We start from the raw sequence: 17131 nt of genomic DNA, 5'->3' as shown, positions 1-17131 counted from the left end.
GGCGGAGCACACGTTGGAGGGCACAGTGAACCAGCAGGCTTATGAATCCGGCAAGCTCGCCTACAAGAGCGGCGACTGGTTCGGGGCGGTGACCCGCCTCGCCGACGCAGCGGCCCCGGGAGAGCCGTCCGGCGAGGTCGACCACCTCCGCGGCAACGCGTACATGAAGCTCGGCCAGTTCGACTCCGCGGCGCGCGCCTACGAGGGCGCGCTCGGCGACGCGTCGTACGGGAAGCGCGGCGCGCTCCAGTGCAACCTCGGCCGCGCGCTGCTCGCGGCCGGTCGTGCGGACGAGGCCATCCCCGCGCTCAGCGTGGCCGTCTCCGACGCCTCCTACGCGACCCCCTACAAGGCCTATCTCGCGCTCGGCGCGGCGTACGAGCAGGTCGGCGACGTCCGCGGCGCCGGCATGGCGTACCGCAACGCCGCGATTGACGAGGCCAACCCCGCCCCCGCCGCGGCGCTCTCGAAGCTGGGCAGCTGCTTCATGCGCCTCGGGCGCGCCGTCGACGCCGTCGAGGCCTACCGCACCGCGCTCGACTTCACGACCCCGCTCGAGAGCCAGAACCAGATCTGGTGCGACCTCGGCCTCGCCTACGTCGCCGCGAACCGCATGAACGAGGCCGTCGACGCCTTCGCGCACGCCACCGCCGACGGCACCTACGCGCTCACCCCCGAGGCGCAGGCCTCCTACGACGCCGCCCGCAAGGCGGTCGCCTCCATCGGCGAGCGCCGCCAGTCCGACACCGACGCGTTCCTCGCCGCCGCGGGCTACGGCGGCGGCTACGACCCGCTCGACCCGATGGGCGAGTCGGGCGAGCTCATGCCGTCTCCCGAGGACACGGGCTTCTTCTCGGTCACCGAGGAGGACCTCATGGCCGCCGACAAGCAGGAGCGCAAGGTCCGCCGCAAGCATCGCCACACGGGCCTCAAGGTCCTCGTCTTCCTCCTCGTGCTGCTCGTCCTCGCCGTCGGCGCCGCCGTCTTCGCGTACGTGCGCGGCTACGGCTGGCCCACCCAGGAGGCCGTCGCCGAGGAGCTCTTCGAGGCCAAGTCCTCCGGCGAGGACATCGCGCAGTACGTCGTGGCAGGCACCTCCGCAAGCCAGATCGAGGCCATGAGCGACTCGCTCCCCACCGGCGACGTCACCGTCACCGTGAGCGGCTGCGACCGCAGCATGACCGACTCAACCGTCTACCTCACCGCCGCTCTCGCGGCCGGAGGGGAGCAGGACTACACCGTCGAGCTCCGCCGCGACGGCATCAGCTGGAAGGTCGTCTCGGTCACGCCCGAGTACGCCTCCGCCGGCGGCACGACGGCCAACGAGTAAGAGCCAGCGAACAGGGCAGGGACCATGTCACTTTTCGACACCCTCTTCGGGGAGTACGGCGGCGACCTCGCCATCGACCTCGGCACGGCCAACACGCTCGTGGCCGTTCGCGGCCAGGGGATCGTGATCAACGAGCCCTCCGTGGTCGCCATCGACAAGAGCGAGAGCCGCGTGCTCGCGGTGGGCGCCGACGCCAAGCGCATGATCGGCCGCACCCCGGGCTCCATCATCGCCGAACGACCCCTCAAAGACGGCGTCATCGCAGACTTCGACGTCACCGAGGTCATGCTCCGCTACTTCATCGAGAAGGCCCGCGGCAACCACTACCCGTGGACGCCGCGCCCGCGCGTCGTCGTCTGCGTTCCGTCGGGCGTCACGTCCGTCGAGAAGCGCGCCGTCTTCGAGGCGACCATCTCCGCGGGCGCCCGCCAGGCCTACCTCATCGAGGAGCCCATGGCGGCGGCCATCGGCGCGGACCTGCCCATCGAGGACCCGACGGGCTCGATGGTCGTCGACATCGGGGGCGGCACCACCGAGGTCGCCGTCATCTCGATGGGCGGCATCGTCGTCTCGCAGTCCATCAGGACCGCCGGGGACGAGTTCGACCAGACCATCCTCCAGCACGTCCGTGACGTGTACAACCTCTCCATAGGCGAGCGCACCGCCGAGGACATCAAGATCAAGGTCGGCTCCGCCGCCCCGCTTGCGGAGGAGCTCGACGTCGAGGTCAACGGCCGCGACGTCATGAGCGGCCTGCCCAAGTCGGTGCGCATCGAGAGCGAGGAGATTCGCCGCGCCCTCGACCGCCCGCTCGACGAGGTGACCAAGGCCGTCAAGGACGCCCTCGACGTGACGCCTCCCGACCTCGCCTCGGACCTCATGTACTACGGCATCCTTCTCACGGGCGGCGGCGGCCTGCTCCGCGGGCTGGACCAGCGCCTGCGCGAGGAGACGGGCGTCCCCGTCAACGTGAGTCCGACCGCGCTCGAGAACGTCGTAAACGGGTGCGCGAAGGTGCTCGAGGCCAACGCGCTCTCGGGCGGCTTCGTCCAGAGCGCCGGGTAGTCGCGTGCCTCTCTCTACGCGGGGGCGGCAGGCGGGTCCGACCATAGGCAACAACCGAAAGGGCGGCAGCGGGCGCACGCTCGTCGCGTGCCTGCTCGTCTCGCTCGCGCTCTTTACCGTGAGCTGCCGCTTCGGCGAAGAGGGCCCGCTCGCCGCGGCGCGCGGCGCCTTCCAGACGGTGACGCTGCCGGTCCGCTATCTCGGCGCGACCGTCGCCGCCCCCTTCCAGGGGCTCGGCAACATCGTCACCAACCTCACCGCCGACCAGGCGACGCTCTCCGAGCTCCGCGCCGAGAACGAGGAGCTCAAGGCGAGAAACGTCGAGCTCGAGGAGGCCGCGCAGTCCGCCGAGCGCCTGCAGGGCCTGCTTGACCTGCGCGACTCCAACAACCTCCAGTCCACCGCCGCGCGGATCATCTCGGGATCGGGCGACTCGTGGGGGACCACGGTCACCATCGACAAGGGGACGTCCTCGGGGCTCTCCGTCGGCATGCCGGTCACGACCTCGGCCGGCGTCATCGGCCAGATCGTCGAGTGCGGGCCCGCCACCTCGACGGTGCGCCTCGTGACCGACGACAGCTCCTCCGTCTCCGCCATGATCCAGTCGAGCCGCGCGCAGGGGATGCTCGTCGGCACGGTGACGGGGCAGCTCGAGCTCACGCTGATCGGAGCCGACCAGAGCGTCTCGCAGGGTGACATCGTCGTCACGAGCGGCCTCGGGGGCGTCTTCCCCAAGGGCCTTCCCCTCGGCGAGGTCGTGAGCGTCGAGAGCGTTCCCGGCGCCGCCTACCTCACCATCGTCGTCGAGCCGTTCGCGCATGCGGAGAACTATGAGGAGGTGCTCGTCATCACCTCGCTCACCGAGGAGCAGCGCGCCACCGCCGAGGACATCGCGGCAGCGGACGCCCAGGACAGCTCGTCCACCTCATCCCAGGGCTCCTCGGACGGGGGCGAGGGGGAGGACGGCTCGGGCTCCGACGGGCAGTCGGGCGAATCGGGCGAGGACGGCTCGGCGCAGGACGACGCCGAAGCAGGGACGACGGGGGAGTAGGGGGTGCCCATGCAGGTCTCCGACAGGAACAGGGAGTCGCGCAGCATCGCCGTGCTCGCGCTCGTCTGCGCGGTGCTGCAGCTCGCCCTCGCGCCCAACGTGGGGCTCGGGAACGGCCGGGCCAACTTCGCGCTCGTGTTCTCCGCCTGCGTCGCCCTTCAGTCGGGCGGCAGGCGCGGCGTCGTGGCGGGCTTCCTCGCCGGCCTCTTCTTCGACCTCTCGACGACCGGGCCGATCGGGCTCATGGCCTTCTGCCTCTCCACGTCCTCCTTCGCGCTCGGGCTGGAGGAGCGCAACCGCATGGCGGGGGACCTCGCGTCGGCGACGGCCCACTTCGCCGTGGCGTCGCTCGCCGTGTCGCTCGCCTACCACCTGGCGATGCTTCTCGTGGGGCAGGCGGACTCGCTGCTCGACGTCCTCGTGTTCCGCACGCTTCCCACGGCGGCGCTCACCTTCGTCTTCTTCCTCCCCTTCGACTATTACTTCTCCCGCGTCCACGTCCCCTCGGGGCCGAGCCTCGGCGGCGGGCACTTCTCCAGGCGGGGCGTGTAGGGGGCTGCGATGGACCTCTCCCTCGTGATCGTCATAGTCTGCGCGGTCCTCGCCGTCGCTCTGATCGTCGTCTTCGTGGTGTATGGCCGCTCGGAGGCCGCCTTCACGCTCGACATCGGCGGCGCGTCCCCGCGCGCGTCGGGAGGCTCGGACTCCTCTGCCGAGAAGACCCTCTCCGGCAGGCTCACCGGCTTCGCCGTGGTGGTCGGCGCCGTCTTCGCCACGCTGCTCGCGCGCCTCTGGTCCATGCAGCTCGTCTCGAGCGAGGAGTATTCCGAGCAGGCCGAGTCAAACCGCACGAGCACGGTCTACACGCAGGCCCCGCGCGGCCGCATCCTGGACCGAAACGGGCGCGAGATAGTCAGCAACCGCGCGAGCCTCACCGTGGCGGCGAGCGCGGACGTCCTCGACGACGAGGTCGAGGTCCAGCTGCTCGCCAACCTCATCGGCATGCCCGCGCAGGCCGTCCGCCGCCGCCTGCAGGACAGCTCCGAGGGCTATCAGAGCCTCCGCACCGTCTCCGTCGACGTCTCCCGGCGCGTCGTCGCCTACATCGGGGAGCACCCGGACGTGTTCCCGGGCGTCGAGGTCGAGCAGCGCACCCAGCGCTCCTACCCGCTCGGCTCGCTCGCCGCCCACGTCGTCGGCTACACCGGCACCGTGACCTCCGAGCAGCTGAGCGCGAGCGAGGAGTCCGACGGCGAGGGCATCACGTATCGCTCGGGCGACGTCGTGGGGCAGACCGGCGTCGAGCTCGCCTACGAGAGCGTGCTCCAGGGCGTGCGCGGGGAGCAGGTCGTATACATCGACGCCTACGGAGACGTGCTGGGCCTCTCCACCAGCATCGAGCCGCAGAGCGGGTCGGACCTCGTGCTCACGCTCGACGTCGACATCCAGCGGACGGCCGAGGAGTCCCTCGATCGCATCGTGGGCGAGATGCGCGACACCGGCATTGACTCGGTCGGCGGCTCCGCCATCGTCATGGACTGCACCAACGGAGAGATCCTCGCCATGGCGAGCAACCCGACCTTCTCGCCGAGCGTGTTCGTGGGCGGGATCTCCACCGCCGACTGGGACGCGCTCCAGGACGAGGGCGCGCACAACCCCATGCTCAACCGCGCGATCGCCGGCCAGTACCCGCCCGGATCGGTCATCAAGCCGCTCACCACCTTCGCGGCGCTTGACCACGGGATCGCGTCTGCCGACTCCGGCTACTACTGCACGGGATGGTGGACGTGGTCGGGGGACCAGAGCGACCCCAACGGCATGAGGTGCTGGAGCGAGAGCGGCCATGGCGGCGTGGGCCTCGTCGACGGCATCACCTACTCGTGCGACGTCGTCTTCTACGAGATCGGCAAGGGCTTCTGGAACTCAGACACCCCCGAGGGCATGCAGGAGACCTTCCGGGAGTACGGCCTCGGGTCAACGACGGGCATCGACATCTCGGGCGAGGCGGCGGGCCGCGTCCCGGACGCGGCGTGGAAGTGGGACTACTTCAAGTCCCTCGGCTACTCCGACGAGGACAGCACGTGGCAGGGCGGCGAGAACTGCAACCTCGCGATCGGCCAGGGCGACATGCTCGTCACCTGCCTCCAGATGGCCTGCGTCTACTGCGGCATCGCCAACGGCGGCCCCATCTGGCGCCCGCACGTCATGCGCGGCGTGCGCGCCCGCATCGGGGACGGCTTCATCTCGCGCTACCGCTGCGAGCAGATCAACGACGTCCATGAGGACGACGCCTATCGCAACCTGGTCAAGCAGGGCATGCTCGGGGTCACCTACGAGGAGAGCGCGACGCAGGCCGCCCACTGGACCAACCTCGACGTGCGCGTCTGCAGCAAGACCGGCACCGCGGAGCAGACCTCCGTCGACCGCAACGTGGGCTGGTTCGGCGCCTACGCCCCGGCCGACGACCCCAAGTACGTCGTCTTCGCCAACGTCGACGGCGCGGACTGGGGCTCGTCGAGCGCCATGCTCGTCGTTCGCGACATCTTCGGAACGATCTACGGGCAGCCCGACACCTCGACCGCCGAAGTCGGCGGCACGGACTAGGAGGGGAGCATGGCACGCGAATTCACCGGTCTGGGCACCGCGGGCGGGGGGCTCTCCCTCCTCCATCGCGCAGCGCGCGGGGCGAGGGGGGTCCGGGGGAGCCCGCGTGGGAAAGCGCGGCGGCCCGCTCGAGAAGCTCTACCTCTCGCAGCTCATCCCCACCCTGCTCCTCCTCATCATCAGCGTGGTCACCATGTGGTCGTGCTCCCTCGCGCTGCAGGACGCCAACTTCACGAGCCACCTCGCCGGCATCGCGCTCGGCGCGGCAGTCGCGTTCGTGGCCTGGCGCTACGACTATCGGAACCTCGCGAACATGACGACCGTGCTGTTCGTCCTCGCGTGCGTCCTCATGGTGCTTCCCAAGGTGCCGGGCCTCGGCGTCGAGGGCGGAGGCATGGTCGGCTGGGTGCGGATCGGCCCCCTGCGGTTCCAGCCCTCCGAGCCCGCCAAGCTCGTCGTCATCTTCCTCATGGCCGCGACGTGCGCGCAGTACAACGGGAAGATCGACTCCTTCCGCGACTACGCGAAGATGTGCGGGACGCTTCTCGTGCCGCTCCTGCTCATCATGGTGACCGACCTCGGCACCGGCCTCATGATCTTCTTCGCCGGCGCCACGATCATCATCTGCAGCGGCGCGCCGCGCCGCTGGGTCCTCGCCACGATCGCGCTCATCGTGGCGGCCGCGGCGTTCGTGGTGATAACCTCCTCCATCGAGGGGATTCCGCACATACTCAAGGAGTACCAGCTCAAGCGCCTCACCGTCTTCATGGACCCCGAGGGGACGGCGTCGGAGGAGGGCTACAACCTCCTCCAGGCCAAGATCGCCATCGGCTCGGGAGGGCTTCTCGGAAAGGGCGTGGGCAACGCCTCGCAGGCGCTCTCGGGCTTTCTCCCGGAGGCGCATACGGACTTCATCTTCGCGACCTTCGCAGAGCAGTTCGGCTTCGTGGGGTCGCTCGTCCTTCTCGGCCTCTTCGCCTGGATGATCTTCGCCACGATTCTGCTGGCCATGCGCGTGGAGTCGCCGTTCTCCAAGCTCGTGCTCGTGGGGTGCGCGGCCCTCTGGACCTTCCAGGTTCTCGAGAACGTGGGCATGTGCATCGGAATAATGCCGATCACGGGCATCCCGCTCCCGTTCATCAGCTACGGCTCGTCGTCCATGATCGTGCAGATGGCGGCGGTCGGGGTCGTGCAGTCGGTGTGGAGGCACCGCCAGAAGGTCGCGTGAGGCAGTTCCCGGGGGGCGCCCCGGAAGGAGGGGAGGAATGCATGGCAAAGCGAAGGGTCACCCTGGGCAGGGCGCTCGAGGTGCTCTCCTCGGGGAGGAGCTCGTTCGCCCAGCGCGACGAGCGGGTGGTCGTGCGCGTCCACGTAGACGCGACCTGCCCGCGGGCGGTCGCCGCAGCCGTGCGGGACGCGCTCGTCGCGGAGCGGCCCGGGGGCATCGTCGACGTGCGCGGCCTCGCCGCCGCGCCCGATGGCTCTGAGGCGGCGGACGTCGCGCTCGTCCTCGTGGGCGAGGGCCCCTGCGCCGCGCTCGCCCGCGCCTACGCCGGGGCCGGGGTTCCCGTCGCACTGGTTGCCGAGGGGGCGCTCGACGTCCCCCCGCTCGAGCTCGGAGAGCAGACCGCCCCGCTCGTGGGCATCATCGCCGGCTCGAGCGAGGCCGCGCTCCTCGACGGCCTCGCCGCATGGCTCGCCCGGTCCGCGGACAAGACGCTTGCCCTCGCCGCCAACTTCCCCTTCTGCCGACGCGCCGTGACCGACGCGCTCGTGGCGCGCAGGGCGCTCGAGAACGCGGCGGTGGGGGCGGTGAGCCTCATCCCGGGCTCGGACTATCCCATCATGTGCGCGAGCCAGTGCGCGCTCGCGCTCGACATCGCCGCCGCGTACGGCCGGGAGGTCGACCTCGAGCGGCTGGCCGAGCTCGCCGGCGTCATGGGCGGCGGCGTCGCGTACCGCTCGCTCGCCCGCGCCCTCGTGGGGCTCGTTCCGGGGCTGGGCGCCATCCTCAAGGCCTGCGTCGGCTACGGGGGGACCGTCGCCACGGCGCGCGCCATCAGGCTGCGCCTCGAGCTCGAGGACGAGGGCCGCGCGGGCCGTCCCGCCGGGGACGCCGCCCCCGCCCCCTCGGGCCCGGCCTCCCAGGCCCTCCCCGCGACCCCTCCCGCGGACGACTACGTCACGATTGGCGGGGGAGCGGCATGAGGGCGCGTCGCGAGAACCTCTTCCACCTCATCGAGCCTTTCCTCTCGCGGGTCGAGCACCCCTCCCGCTACCTTGACCACGAGTGGGGCGCGTGCGAGGAGCAGGAGGGGCCCTTCCACCTCTGCATGGTCTATGCCGACGTCTATGAGGTGGGGCAGCCCAACCTCGGCGTGGCCATCCTCTACAACGCCGTGAACGCCCAGCCGGACATGAGCTGCGAGCGCTGCTACCTCCCCTGGAGGGACATGGCGGCGCTCATGCGCGAGCGTGGCGTGCCGCTGCTCTCCCTCGAGGGCTCCGCTCCGCTCGCCTCGTTCGACGCCATCGGGTTCACGCTCGCGCACGAGCTCATCGCCACCAACGTCCTCGAGGCGCTCGACCTCGCCGGCATCGCGCTCACGTCTGCGGAGCGCGACGAGGACGACCCCATCATCCTCGCCGGCGGCCCGTCCGCCTGGAACTGCGAGCCCCTCGCGCCCGCGCTCGACGCCGTCCTGCTCGGCGACGGGGAGGAGTCAATCGTCGAGGCGTGCGCGTGCATCCGCGACGCCCGGGCGCAGGGCGTCCCCCGCGCCGAGGTCCTGCGCCGCCTGGCGCGCGTCCCCGGCACCTACGTCCCGTCGCTCTACGACGTGGCGGTGGACGACACGACCACGCGCTGGGGGAGGGCGGTGCCGAGGGCGGGCGAGGACGTTCCCGAGGTCGTCCGCAAGCGCTGTCTCCAGGACTTCGCGGGGACCCCCGCCATCGCCCAGAGGATCGTCCCCTACATGGGCATCGTCCAGGACCGGCTCTCGCTCGAGGTGCTGCGCGGCTGCGCGCGCGGCTGCCGCTTCTGCCAGGCGGGCATGACGTATCGCCCCGTGCGCGAGCGCCCCGCGGAGCAGGTCGTCTCGTGCGGCGTGGAGGGGCTTCTCGCCAGCGGCCACAACGAGATCTCGCTCACGTCGCTCTCCACGACCGACCACTCCCAGTGCGAGGAGATCCTGGTCGGCATGAACGAGGAGCTCGCGGGGAGGGGCATCCGCGTCTCCATCCCCTCGCAGCGCCTCGACTCGTTCGGCGTCGACATGGCGGCCGCCGTGGCGGGCGGGAAGCGCGGGGGGCTCACCTTCGCGCCCGAGGCGGGGAGCCAGCGCCTGAGAGACGTCATCAACAAGAACGTGACCGAGGACGACCTCGAGCGCGCCGCGCGCAACGCCTTCGCCCAGGGGTGGCGGCGCATGAAGCTCTACTTCATGATCGGCCTTCCGACCGAGACGGACGAGGACGTCGTCGGAATCGCTCGGATGGCCGAGCGCGTGCTCGAGATCGGCCGCGAGGTCGTGGGACGCGGCCCCAAGAGCGGCGTTTCGGTCTCGATATCCGTCGCCGTACTCGTGCCCAAGGCCTACACCGCCTTCCAGTGGGTGGGCCAGCTCGACCCCGACGAGGTCCGCCGCAGGCAGCAGCTCCTGCTGCACGAGGTCCGCGACCGCGCCATCCGCGTCTCGTACCACGACGCCGACGTGTCGCTCGTCGAGGGGGCGCTCTCCAAGATGGGGCGCGCGGGCTTCCCCCTCGTCCGGCGCGCCTGGGAGCTCGGCTGCTCCTTCGACGCATGGACGAGCGAGTTCAGGTTCGACCTCTGGGAGCGCGCCGCGCTCGAGTGCGGTCTCGACCTCGCCGACGTGGCGTGCGAGGAGTTCCCGCTCTCCGCCGTGCTTCCCTGGGACCACACGTCGCCCGGCGTCGCAAAGGGCTACCTGCAGCGCGAGTGGCTGCGTGCCGTGGAGGGCGTCACCACGCCCGACTGCACGCGCGAGAGCTGCACCGGCTGCGGGGTGTGCCCCGCGCTCGGCGTCGGCAACGTCATACAGGGGGTGCGCTCATGACGAGGCAGCAGCCATTCTCGGGGCGGCCGCAGGACCTTCCGACCAAGGCCGAGCTCGCGCGTCTGCGCGTGGAGTACGAGAAGGACGAGCGGCTCGCCTACCTCGGCCATCTCGAGGTGATCGCCACCGTGGAGCGCTGCGTCAGGCGCGCCGGGCTGCCGTTCTCGATCGGCAACGGGTTCGCCCGGCGCATGCGGCTCCAGTTCTCGGGCGCCCTCCCCGTCGGCGCGAGCTCGGCGTGCGAGTACTACGACATCCGGCTCACCGAGCGCGTCGACGCGCGGGAGGCGCTCGGCCTCCTGCGAGCGGCGACGCCCCCGGCGCTCGCCCCGACGCGCGCCGCCTACGTCCCCGGCGCCGACCCCGCCCTCGAGGCCTGGCTTGACCGCTCGAGCTGGGAGGTCGAGCTCGTCGCGTCGCCTGTCGGGGCTGCCCTGATCGAGCGCGCCGTCGAGTCCCTGCGCGCGCGCGGGACCCTCACCTATCTGCGAGGGGAGCGAGAGAAGACCGTCGACCTCGCCTCGACGCTCGTGGGCGTCTCGGCCGTGGACGCCCCCTGCGGCTCGGTGCGACTTCGCGTTGAGACGCGGTCGGGCGAGCGTGCCTCGCTCCGGCTGCGCGCCCTCGTCGACGCGGCGCTCGCCGAGACCGGGCGCGGCATGCCCGATGCCGTGCGCGTCCGCAGGGTCGCGCAGCGCCACGAGGAAGATGGGCGTCTTGTGGAGCCTCTCTAGTTTTTTGCGAGCGAGCCGCACGCGCCGCTATCCTGAGCAAGGCCGCATCGTCCCCGCATGAGCTCGGGCGCCGTCTTTTCCCTTACGGACCCGCAGGTCACGGCAACTCCACGTTGACGCGCGAGGGCGCTGCTAGTAATATGAGCAACTGTTGCATTCACGCCAGCAATGAAGGGTTTCGCACATGTACGCAATCGTAGCAACTGGTGGCAAGCAGTATAAGGTTGCCAAGGGCGACGTCATCGACGTCGAGAAGCTCGACGCGCAGCCTGGCGACAAGGTCGAGCTTGACGTCCTTCTCCTGAACGACGGCTCCACGACCATCGTCGACCCCGCCTCCCTCCAGGGCAAGAAGGTCACCGCCGAGGTCGTCGACCAGTTCAAGGGCGAGAAGGTCCTCGTCTTCAAGCTCAAGAAGCGCAAGCGCTATCACCGCACCAAGGGCCACCGTCAGAACCTGACGAAGCTCCAGGTCGTCGAGATTCCCGCGTAGTTTCGTATCTGAGTAGAAGGCAGGTCACACCATGGCTCACAAGAAGGGTCTCGGCTCGTCCCGCAACGGCCGCGATTCGCAGGCACAGCGCCTCGGCACCAAGCGTTACGGCGGGCAGTTCGTGAAGGCCGGCGAGATTCTCGTCCGCCAGCGCGGCACCCACATCCACCCCGGCGACAACGTCGGCATCGGCAAGGACGACACCCTGTTCGCCCTCACCGCCGGCACCGTCGAGTTCACCAAGGGCGTCAAGCATCGCGTGCACGTCCGCGAGGCGTAAGTCTCGGTCACATCGCACCCCAGGGCCCCGCTCGTCGGGGCCCTTTTCGTATCCGCACGTCCGCTCGGCGCGGCCCGGCGCGGCCCGGCGCTCGGACAGCTTCGCCGCAGAGGACGCGGCTGCAGAACTCGCGGCGGGCCGCGCCGGCCCCCGCCGAGCTGCGGCACCCCAGGGCCCCGACGAGCGGGGAGCTGGGGTGCGCGGATGCCCGAGGGGCGCGGGGCTCGCCCCGCCGGGGTGCGTGTTCGGGCGGTTGTGCTCGCTTGGGCGGTTGCCGTACCATGGGGGCCCGGACAAAGGAGAAGCGCGTGGAGAACACGTTTACCGATCTTTCCCACATCAACGTCAAAGGCGGCGACGGCGGCGCGGGCTGCATGTCGTTCCGGCGCGAGGCCTACGTGCCCAAGGGAGGCCCCGACGGCGGCGACGGGGGGCGTGGCGGCGACGTCATCGTAGAGGCCGACCCCCAGCTCTCCTCGCTCATCGACTTCCGCTACAAGCACCACTTCCGCGCCGAGCGCGGGACGCACGGCCAGGGGGCGCGCAGACACGGGCGCGACGGCGCGGACCTCGTGCTGCGCGTGCCGGTCGGAACGGTCGTCCGCGAGCTCGACCCCGAGACCCAGACGCCCGCCTTCGACATCGCCGACCTCACGCGCCCCGGCGAGCGCGTGGTCGTCGCCCCCGGCGGGGCGGGGGGACGGGGCAACATCCACTTCGTCACCTCCGTCCGCCGCGCCCCGGCCTTCGCCGAGAAGGGCGAGCCTGCGCGGGAGCACTGGATCGAGCTCGAGATGAAGCTCATGGCCGACGTCGCGCTCGTGGGCATGCCGTCGGTGGGCAAGAGCTCCATCATCGCGCGCATCAGCGCCGCGCGCCCCAAGATAGCCGACTACCCGTTCACGACGCTTGTCCCGAACCTGGGCGTCGCCCGTGCCGCCAGCGGCCAGTCCTTCGTCGTCGCCGACGTGCCCGGGCTCATCGAGGGGGCGAGCGAGGGCAGGGGCCTCGGCCACCAGTTCCTGCGGCACATCGAGCGGACCGCGCTCATCCTCCACGTCGTCGACGTGACGGGCGGCTACGAGGGGCGCGACGCGGTCGAGGACTACCACGCCATCAACGCCGAGCTCTCCGCCTATGCCGCCGGGCTCGCCGAGCGCCCGCAGATCGTGGTGGCAAACAAGTGCGACCTGCCGGGCGTCGACGACCAGGTCGAGCGCCTGCGCGCAGCCGCGGAGGCGGACGGGCGCGCGTTCTTCTCGGTCTCGGCCGCGACGGGCGCCGGGCTCGATGCCCTTGTGAGCGCCTGCGCGGCCGACGTGGCGCGCCTGCGCGCCGCGGCCGCCGAGTCCGGGCCCGCCCCCGACCTCAGCGAGCGCTGGGAGCTCGAGCGGCAGCGTCGCGACCGCCAGATTCGCGTCTCCCGCGAGGAGCGTCACGCCTGGCGCGTCACCGGCTCGCAGGTGGAGCGCATGGTCGTCCAGACCGACTGGGACAACGACGAGGCCGTGGCCTACCTCCAGCACCGCTTCTCCCGGTGCGGGCTCGACGACGCGCTCGCCAAGGCGGGCGCCGTCAGCGGCGACGAGGTCCGCATCCTCGAGCTCGCCTTCACCTTCGAGGGCGCCGACGACGCCCCCGACTTCGACGAGATCACGGACGAGGACGACGAGGTCCTGCCGGGGGAGGGCGAGGCCTAGATGGGCGCCCCGAGGCTGCTGGTCGTCAAGGTCGGGTCCTCCACCCTCGTCGACGGGGGCGGCGCGCTCGACCGCGCCTTCATCCGCTCGCTCTGCGACCAGGTCGCCGCGCTCGTCGCGCGAGGGACGCGGGTCGTCGTCGTGTCCTCGGGCGCCGCGGCCGCCGGCCGTGACGTCCTGGGCTTCGCCGATCGCCCGGGCGACATCGCCACGCTGCAGGCGTGCGCCGCCGCCGGGCAGGCGAACCTCACGCAGGCGTACGCCGACGTCCTCGCGGAGCGGGGCATCCCCTGCGGCCAGGTCCTCCTCACCCGTCGCGACGTCATGGACCGGGACGGCTTCCTCAACGCGAGGAGCACGCTCGGGCGCCTGCTCGAGCTCGGCGCCGTCCCCGTCGTCAACGAGAACGACACGGTCTCGACCGCCGAGTTCGCCTTCGGCGACAACGACATGCTCGGCGCGCTGGTCGCCGCGCTCGTGGGCGCCGACCTCTACGTCATCTGCTCGGACGTCGAGGGCCTCTACACCGCCAACCCCCAGGACGACCCCGGCGCGGAGCTGATCGGCCGCGTGAGCGAGGTCACCCACGAGCTCATGTCCGTCGCGGGCGGGGCGGGGACCACGTTCGGGACGGGCGGGATGGCCTCCAAGCTCCGAGCCGCCCGCGCGATGCTCGCCGCGGGCATCCCCATGGTCGTCTGCCGCGGCCGGCGTGACCGCGTGCTCGAGCAGATCGTCTCCGGAGAGGCCGTCGGCACGCGCTTCGAGGCGCCCGCGGGCTCCCCTCACGAGGGAGGCAGGAAGCTCTGGATCGGCCTCGCGGAGGTCCCGCGCGGCACGATCACCCTCGACGACGGGGCCGCCCGCGCCGTCCTCGAGAACGGCGCGTCCATCCTGCCCGTCGGCGTCGTCTCGACGACGGGCGGCTACGCCGCGGGAGACGTCGTGAACGTCCGCTCGCCCGAGGGCGACGTCATCGGGCGCGGCGTCGCGCGCTACTCGTCCGAGGACATGGCCCGCGTCCGCGGCATCAAGCTGGACGTCATAGCGCGGTTCCTCGGCGAGGACCGCGCCCAGCCGGCCGTCCACCGCGACGACCTCCTCGTCTTCTAGCGCGCCCGCCCCGCGGGGCCGCGGGGCGCAGGACGCTATATAATCTGGGGGAACCCTGCGAAAGGAGCGGCCCATGTCAGAGGCTCGCACCAAGGCCTCGCTCGCGCGCGAGGCGTCCATACGGCTCGGCCGGGCGAGCGCGAGCGCGCGCTCGGGCGCCATACGCGCCGCCGCGCGGCTCATCCTCGAGCGCTCTGCCGACATCTGCTCGGCGAACGAGCGCGACCTCGCGCGGGGAAGGGAGGCCGGCATGCCGGCGCCCCTCCAGGACCGCCTGCTGCTCGACGACGGGCGCCTGCGCTCCATCGCCTCCGCCCTCGAGGACATCGCGCGGCAGGACGACCCCCTCGGCCGCGTCGTCGGCGGCCGCACGCTTGACTGCGGCGTCCGCATCGAGCAGGTCAGCGTCCCGCTCGGCGTCGTCGCCATCGTCTACGAGGCGCGGCCCAACGTCACGGCCGACGCCTTCGCGCTCTGCGTGCGCTCCGGGAACGCCTGCGTCCTGAAGGGCGGCTCCGCGGCCCGCGAGTCCTGCGAGGCGATCGCCGCCGCGTGCCGCGACGCGCTCGTAGAGGCGGGGCTGCCCGCGGACGCCCTGCAGTACGTCTCCGACAACGCCGCCCACACGGAGACCGACGAGCTCATTCGCGCAAACGACCTGGTCGACGCCCTCATACCACGGGGCGGCGCGGCGCTGATCCGCCGCTGCGTGGAGCGCGCGACCGTCCCCGTCATCGAGACGGGCACCGGCAACTGCCACATCTACCTCCACCGCGAGGCCGACGTCGAGAAGGCCGTGCGGATCGTCACGAACGCCAAGTGCTCTCGCCCCGGCGTCTGCAACGCCGCGGAGTCCCTCCTCGTCGACTCGTGCGCCGCGGGACGCCTCCTGCCGCCCGTCCTTCTCGCCCTCTCCGAGCGGGGGGTCGAGCTCGTGGGCGACGACGGGGCCCGCGCCGCCGCCGCGTCGTGCGGCGTCGAGATGGGTGCCGCAGCCGAGGAGGACTGGGGGACCGAGTACCTTGACCTCAAGATGTCCGTCCGCTGCGTCGAGGGCGTCGAGGAGGCCATCGAGCACGTCAATCGCTACGGGACCGGGCATTCCGAGGCCATCGTGAGCGAGTCCTACGCCGCCTGCGAGGCGTTCCTCGCGGGGGTCGACGCCGCCGCCGTCTACGCCAACGCGTCGACGCGCTTCACCGACGGAGGGGTCTTCGGGCTCGGCGGCGAGATCGGGATCTCGACCCAGAAGCTCCACGCGCGCGGCCCCATGGGCGCCGCGGCGCTCACGACGACGAAGTACCTCGCGCGCGGGGACGGGCAGGTGCGATGAGCGTCGACGTCTCCGCGCTGCGCGCCGCCGACCTGCCCGTCCTCGGGGCGGACGAGGGGCGCTCCTACCGCCTCGGCATCATGGGCGGGACCTTCGACCCCATCCACCACGGCCACCTCGTCGCTGCAGAGCAGGCATTCGACGACCTCGGGCTCGACCTCGTGGTGTTCATGCCGGCCGGCCGCCCGGCCTTCAAGCTCGACCAGGACGTCACCTCGGGCGAGGAGCGCTTCGCCATGACGCTGCTCGCGACGGCCGACAACCCCCACTTCGTCGCCTCGCGCTTCGAGATAGACCGCGACGGGGTCACCTACACGGCCGACACGCTGCGGCTGCTCCGCGGGCTCTACCCCCCAAACGTCGAGTTCTATTTCATCACGGGCGCCGACGCCATCACCGAGATCGTCACCTGGCGCGACGCCGCCGACATCGCTCGGCTCGCTCACCTCGTGGGCGCGACGCGCCCGGGCTACGACCTCGACCGCGCCTGGGACGTCATCGCGGCATCGGGGCTCGACTTCGACGTTACGTACCTCTCCGTCCCCGCGCTCGCCATCTCATCGAGCTACCTGCGCGAGCGCGTGCGCGCCGGGCAGAGCCTGCGCTACCTCACTCCCGACCAGGTCACGGGCTACCTCCACAAGCACGGCCTCTATGGCGCCAGCAGGGGCAGGTACGGCCAGACCGGGGAGGTGGTCTCCTAGTGGTCCGGGCTGGGCGCGCCGAGTCCGCCGCGTACGCGCCCGAGGAGCGGGCGCTCCTCGGGAGGATCGAGGCCGACGTGACCGAGCACCTCGCGCGGAAGCCGCGACGCCTCGCGCACTCGCTCTCGGTCGCCCGCACCGCCGAGCGGCTCGCGGCGGACTACGGGGCGAGCCCCTTCCTCGCATACGCCGCGGGGCTGCTCCACGACTGGTCCAAGGCGTCCTCCGCCTCCGAGCAGCTCGAGGAGGCGCGCGGGCTCGGGCTTGACTTCGGGGTCGACCTCGAGCTCGTCCTTCCGCTGCTCCACGGCGCGATCGCCGCCCGGACGCTGCCGGAGCGATACCCCGAGCTGCCGCCCGAGGTGTGGCACGCCATCTCCGTCCACACCTCCGCCGCAGTCGACATGGGGCCGCTCGACGAGGTGCTGTTCGTCGCGGATGGGATCGAGCCGCTCCGTCCCGACACGCCCGGCATCGAGCGGAGCCGCTCGCTCGTGGGCGTGGCGTCGCTCGACGACCTCTTCTGGGAGTGCTTCGTCGGCGGCATCGTCTACGTCCTCGAAGGAGGGCGCTACCTCTATCCCGGCACCATCGAAGTCTACAACGCCCTCGCCGCGCGCCGCGCCGAGGCCCGCCCGTAAG

Annotated in this window: 16 protein-coding genes; all 16 read left to right on the top strand. The window is 71.4% G+C overall.

Annotated elements, in window-relative coordinates; genetic code table 11:
* Positions 1-25 precede the first annotated feature (25 nt).
* Positions 26-1330 carry a tetratricopeptide repeat protein gene (locus tag BQ7391_RS08600; protein ID WP_075280223.1) on the top strand — a complete coding sequence of 435 codons (1305 nt, stop codon included), beginning with the start codon at positions 26-28 and terminating at the stop codon, positions 1328-1330.
* Positions 1331-1354: 24 nt separating this feature from the next.
* Entirely contained in the window at positions 1355-2395 is a 1041-nt protein-coding gene (gene mreB, locus BQ7391_RS08595) for a rod shape-determining protein (protein ID WP_075280222.1), read from the top strand.
* Positions 2396-2399: 4 nt separating this feature from the next.
* Positions 2400-3446, top strand: coding sequence for a rod shape-determining protein MreC (mreC, locus tag BQ7391_RS08590; RefSeq protein ID WP_083662168.1), 1047 nt, complete (start codon positions 2400-2402; stop codon positions 3444-3446).
* A 9-nt stretch (positions 3447-3455) separates the two neighbouring features.
* Positions 3456-3998 carry a rod shape-determining protein MreD gene (gene mreD / locus BQ7391_RS08585; protein ID WP_075280221.1) on the top strand — a complete coding sequence of 181 codons (543 nt, stop codon included), beginning with the start codon at positions 3456-3458 and terminating at the stop codon, positions 3996-3998.
* Positions 3999-4007: 9 nt separating this feature from the next.
* A complete protein-coding gene (mrdA, locus tag BQ7391_RS08580) occupies positions 4008-6050 on the top strand; it encodes a penicillin-binding protein 2 (protein WP_075280220.1) in 2043 nt (680 codons plus the stop codon).
* A 106-nt stretch (positions 6051-6156) separates the two neighbouring features.
* Positions 6157-7278: an FtsW/RodA/SpoVE family cell cycle protein gene (locus tag BQ7391_RS08575; protein WP_235858652.1), complete on the top strand. Its 1122-nt coding sequence runs from the start codon at positions 6157-6159 to the stop codon at positions 7276-7278.
* A 41-nt stretch (positions 7279-7319) separates the two neighbouring features.
* Entirely contained in the window at positions 7320-8258 is a 939-nt protein-coding gene (locus BQ7391_RS08570) for a hypothetical protein (RefSeq protein ID WP_075280219.1), read from the top strand.
* On the top strand, positions 8255-10132 hold the full coding sequence (locus tag BQ7391_RS08565; protein ID WP_075280218.1) for a TIGR03960 family B12-binding radical SAM protein: 1878 nt from the start codon (positions 8255-8257) through the stop codon (positions 10130-10132). The genes BQ7391_RS08570 and BQ7391_RS08565 overlap by 4 nt, the downstream gene beginning before the upstream one ends.
* Positions 10129-10866, top strand: coding sequence for a TIGR03936 family radical SAM-associated protein (locus BQ7391_RS08560; RefSeq protein ID WP_075280217.1), 738 nt, complete (start codon positions 10129-10131; stop codon positions 10864-10866). Before BQ7391_RS08565 ends, BQ7391_RS08560 begins: the two co-directional genes overlap by 4 nt.
* Positions 10867-11050: 184 nt before the next feature.
* Entirely contained in the window at positions 11051-11359 is a 309-nt protein-coding gene (gene rplU / locus BQ7391_RS08555) for a 50S ribosomal protein L21 (protein WP_075280216.1), read from the top strand.
* A 31-nt stretch (positions 11360-11390) separates the two neighbouring features.
* Positions 11391-11639, top strand: a complete 249-nt coding sequence (rpmA, locus tag BQ7391_RS08550) for a 50S ribosomal protein L27 (RefSeq protein WP_072370712.1) — start codon at positions 11391-11393, stop codon at positions 11637-11639.
* A 308-nt stretch (positions 11640-11947) separates the two neighbouring features.
* Entirely contained in the window at positions 11948-13339 is a 1392-nt protein-coding gene (obgE, locus tag BQ7391_RS08545; RefSeq protein WP_129583945.1) for a GTPase ObgE, read from the top strand.
* A complete protein-coding gene (gene proB, locus BQ7391_RS08540) occupies positions 13340-14452 on the top strand; it encodes a glutamate 5-kinase (protein WP_075280214.1) in 1113 nt (370 codons plus the stop codon).
* Positions 14453-14525: 73 nt separating this feature from the next.
* Positions 14526-15785, top strand: a complete 1260-nt coding sequence (locus BQ7391_RS08535) for a glutamate-5-semialdehyde dehydrogenase (protein ID WP_075280213.1) — start codon at positions 14526-14528, stop codon at positions 15783-15785.
* Entirely contained in the window at positions 15782-16489 is a 708-nt protein-coding gene (gene nadD, locus BQ7391_RS08530; protein WP_075280212.1) for a nicotinate-nucleotide adenylyltransferase, read from the top strand. The genes BQ7391_RS08535 and nadD overlap by 4 nt, the downstream gene beginning before the upstream one ends.
* Positions 16489-17130 (top strand): HD domain-containing protein, encoded by a 642-nt coding sequence (locus tag BQ7391_RS08525; protein WP_075280211.1) that lies wholly within the window; start codon positions 16489-16491, stop codon positions 17128-17130. Before nadD ends, BQ7391_RS08525 begins: the two co-directional genes overlap by 1 nt.
* The last annotated feature ends 1 nt before the right edge of the window (position 17131 follow it).

Origin of the sequence: Thermophilibacter provencensis (assembly GCF_900128445.1) — a bacterium.
Taxonomy (GTDB): Bacteria; Actinomycetota; Coriobacteriia; order Coriobacteriales; family Atopobiaceae; genus Thermophilibacter; species Thermophilibacter provencensis.
This window is presented reverse-complemented; position numbering and strand designations above follow the sequence as displayed.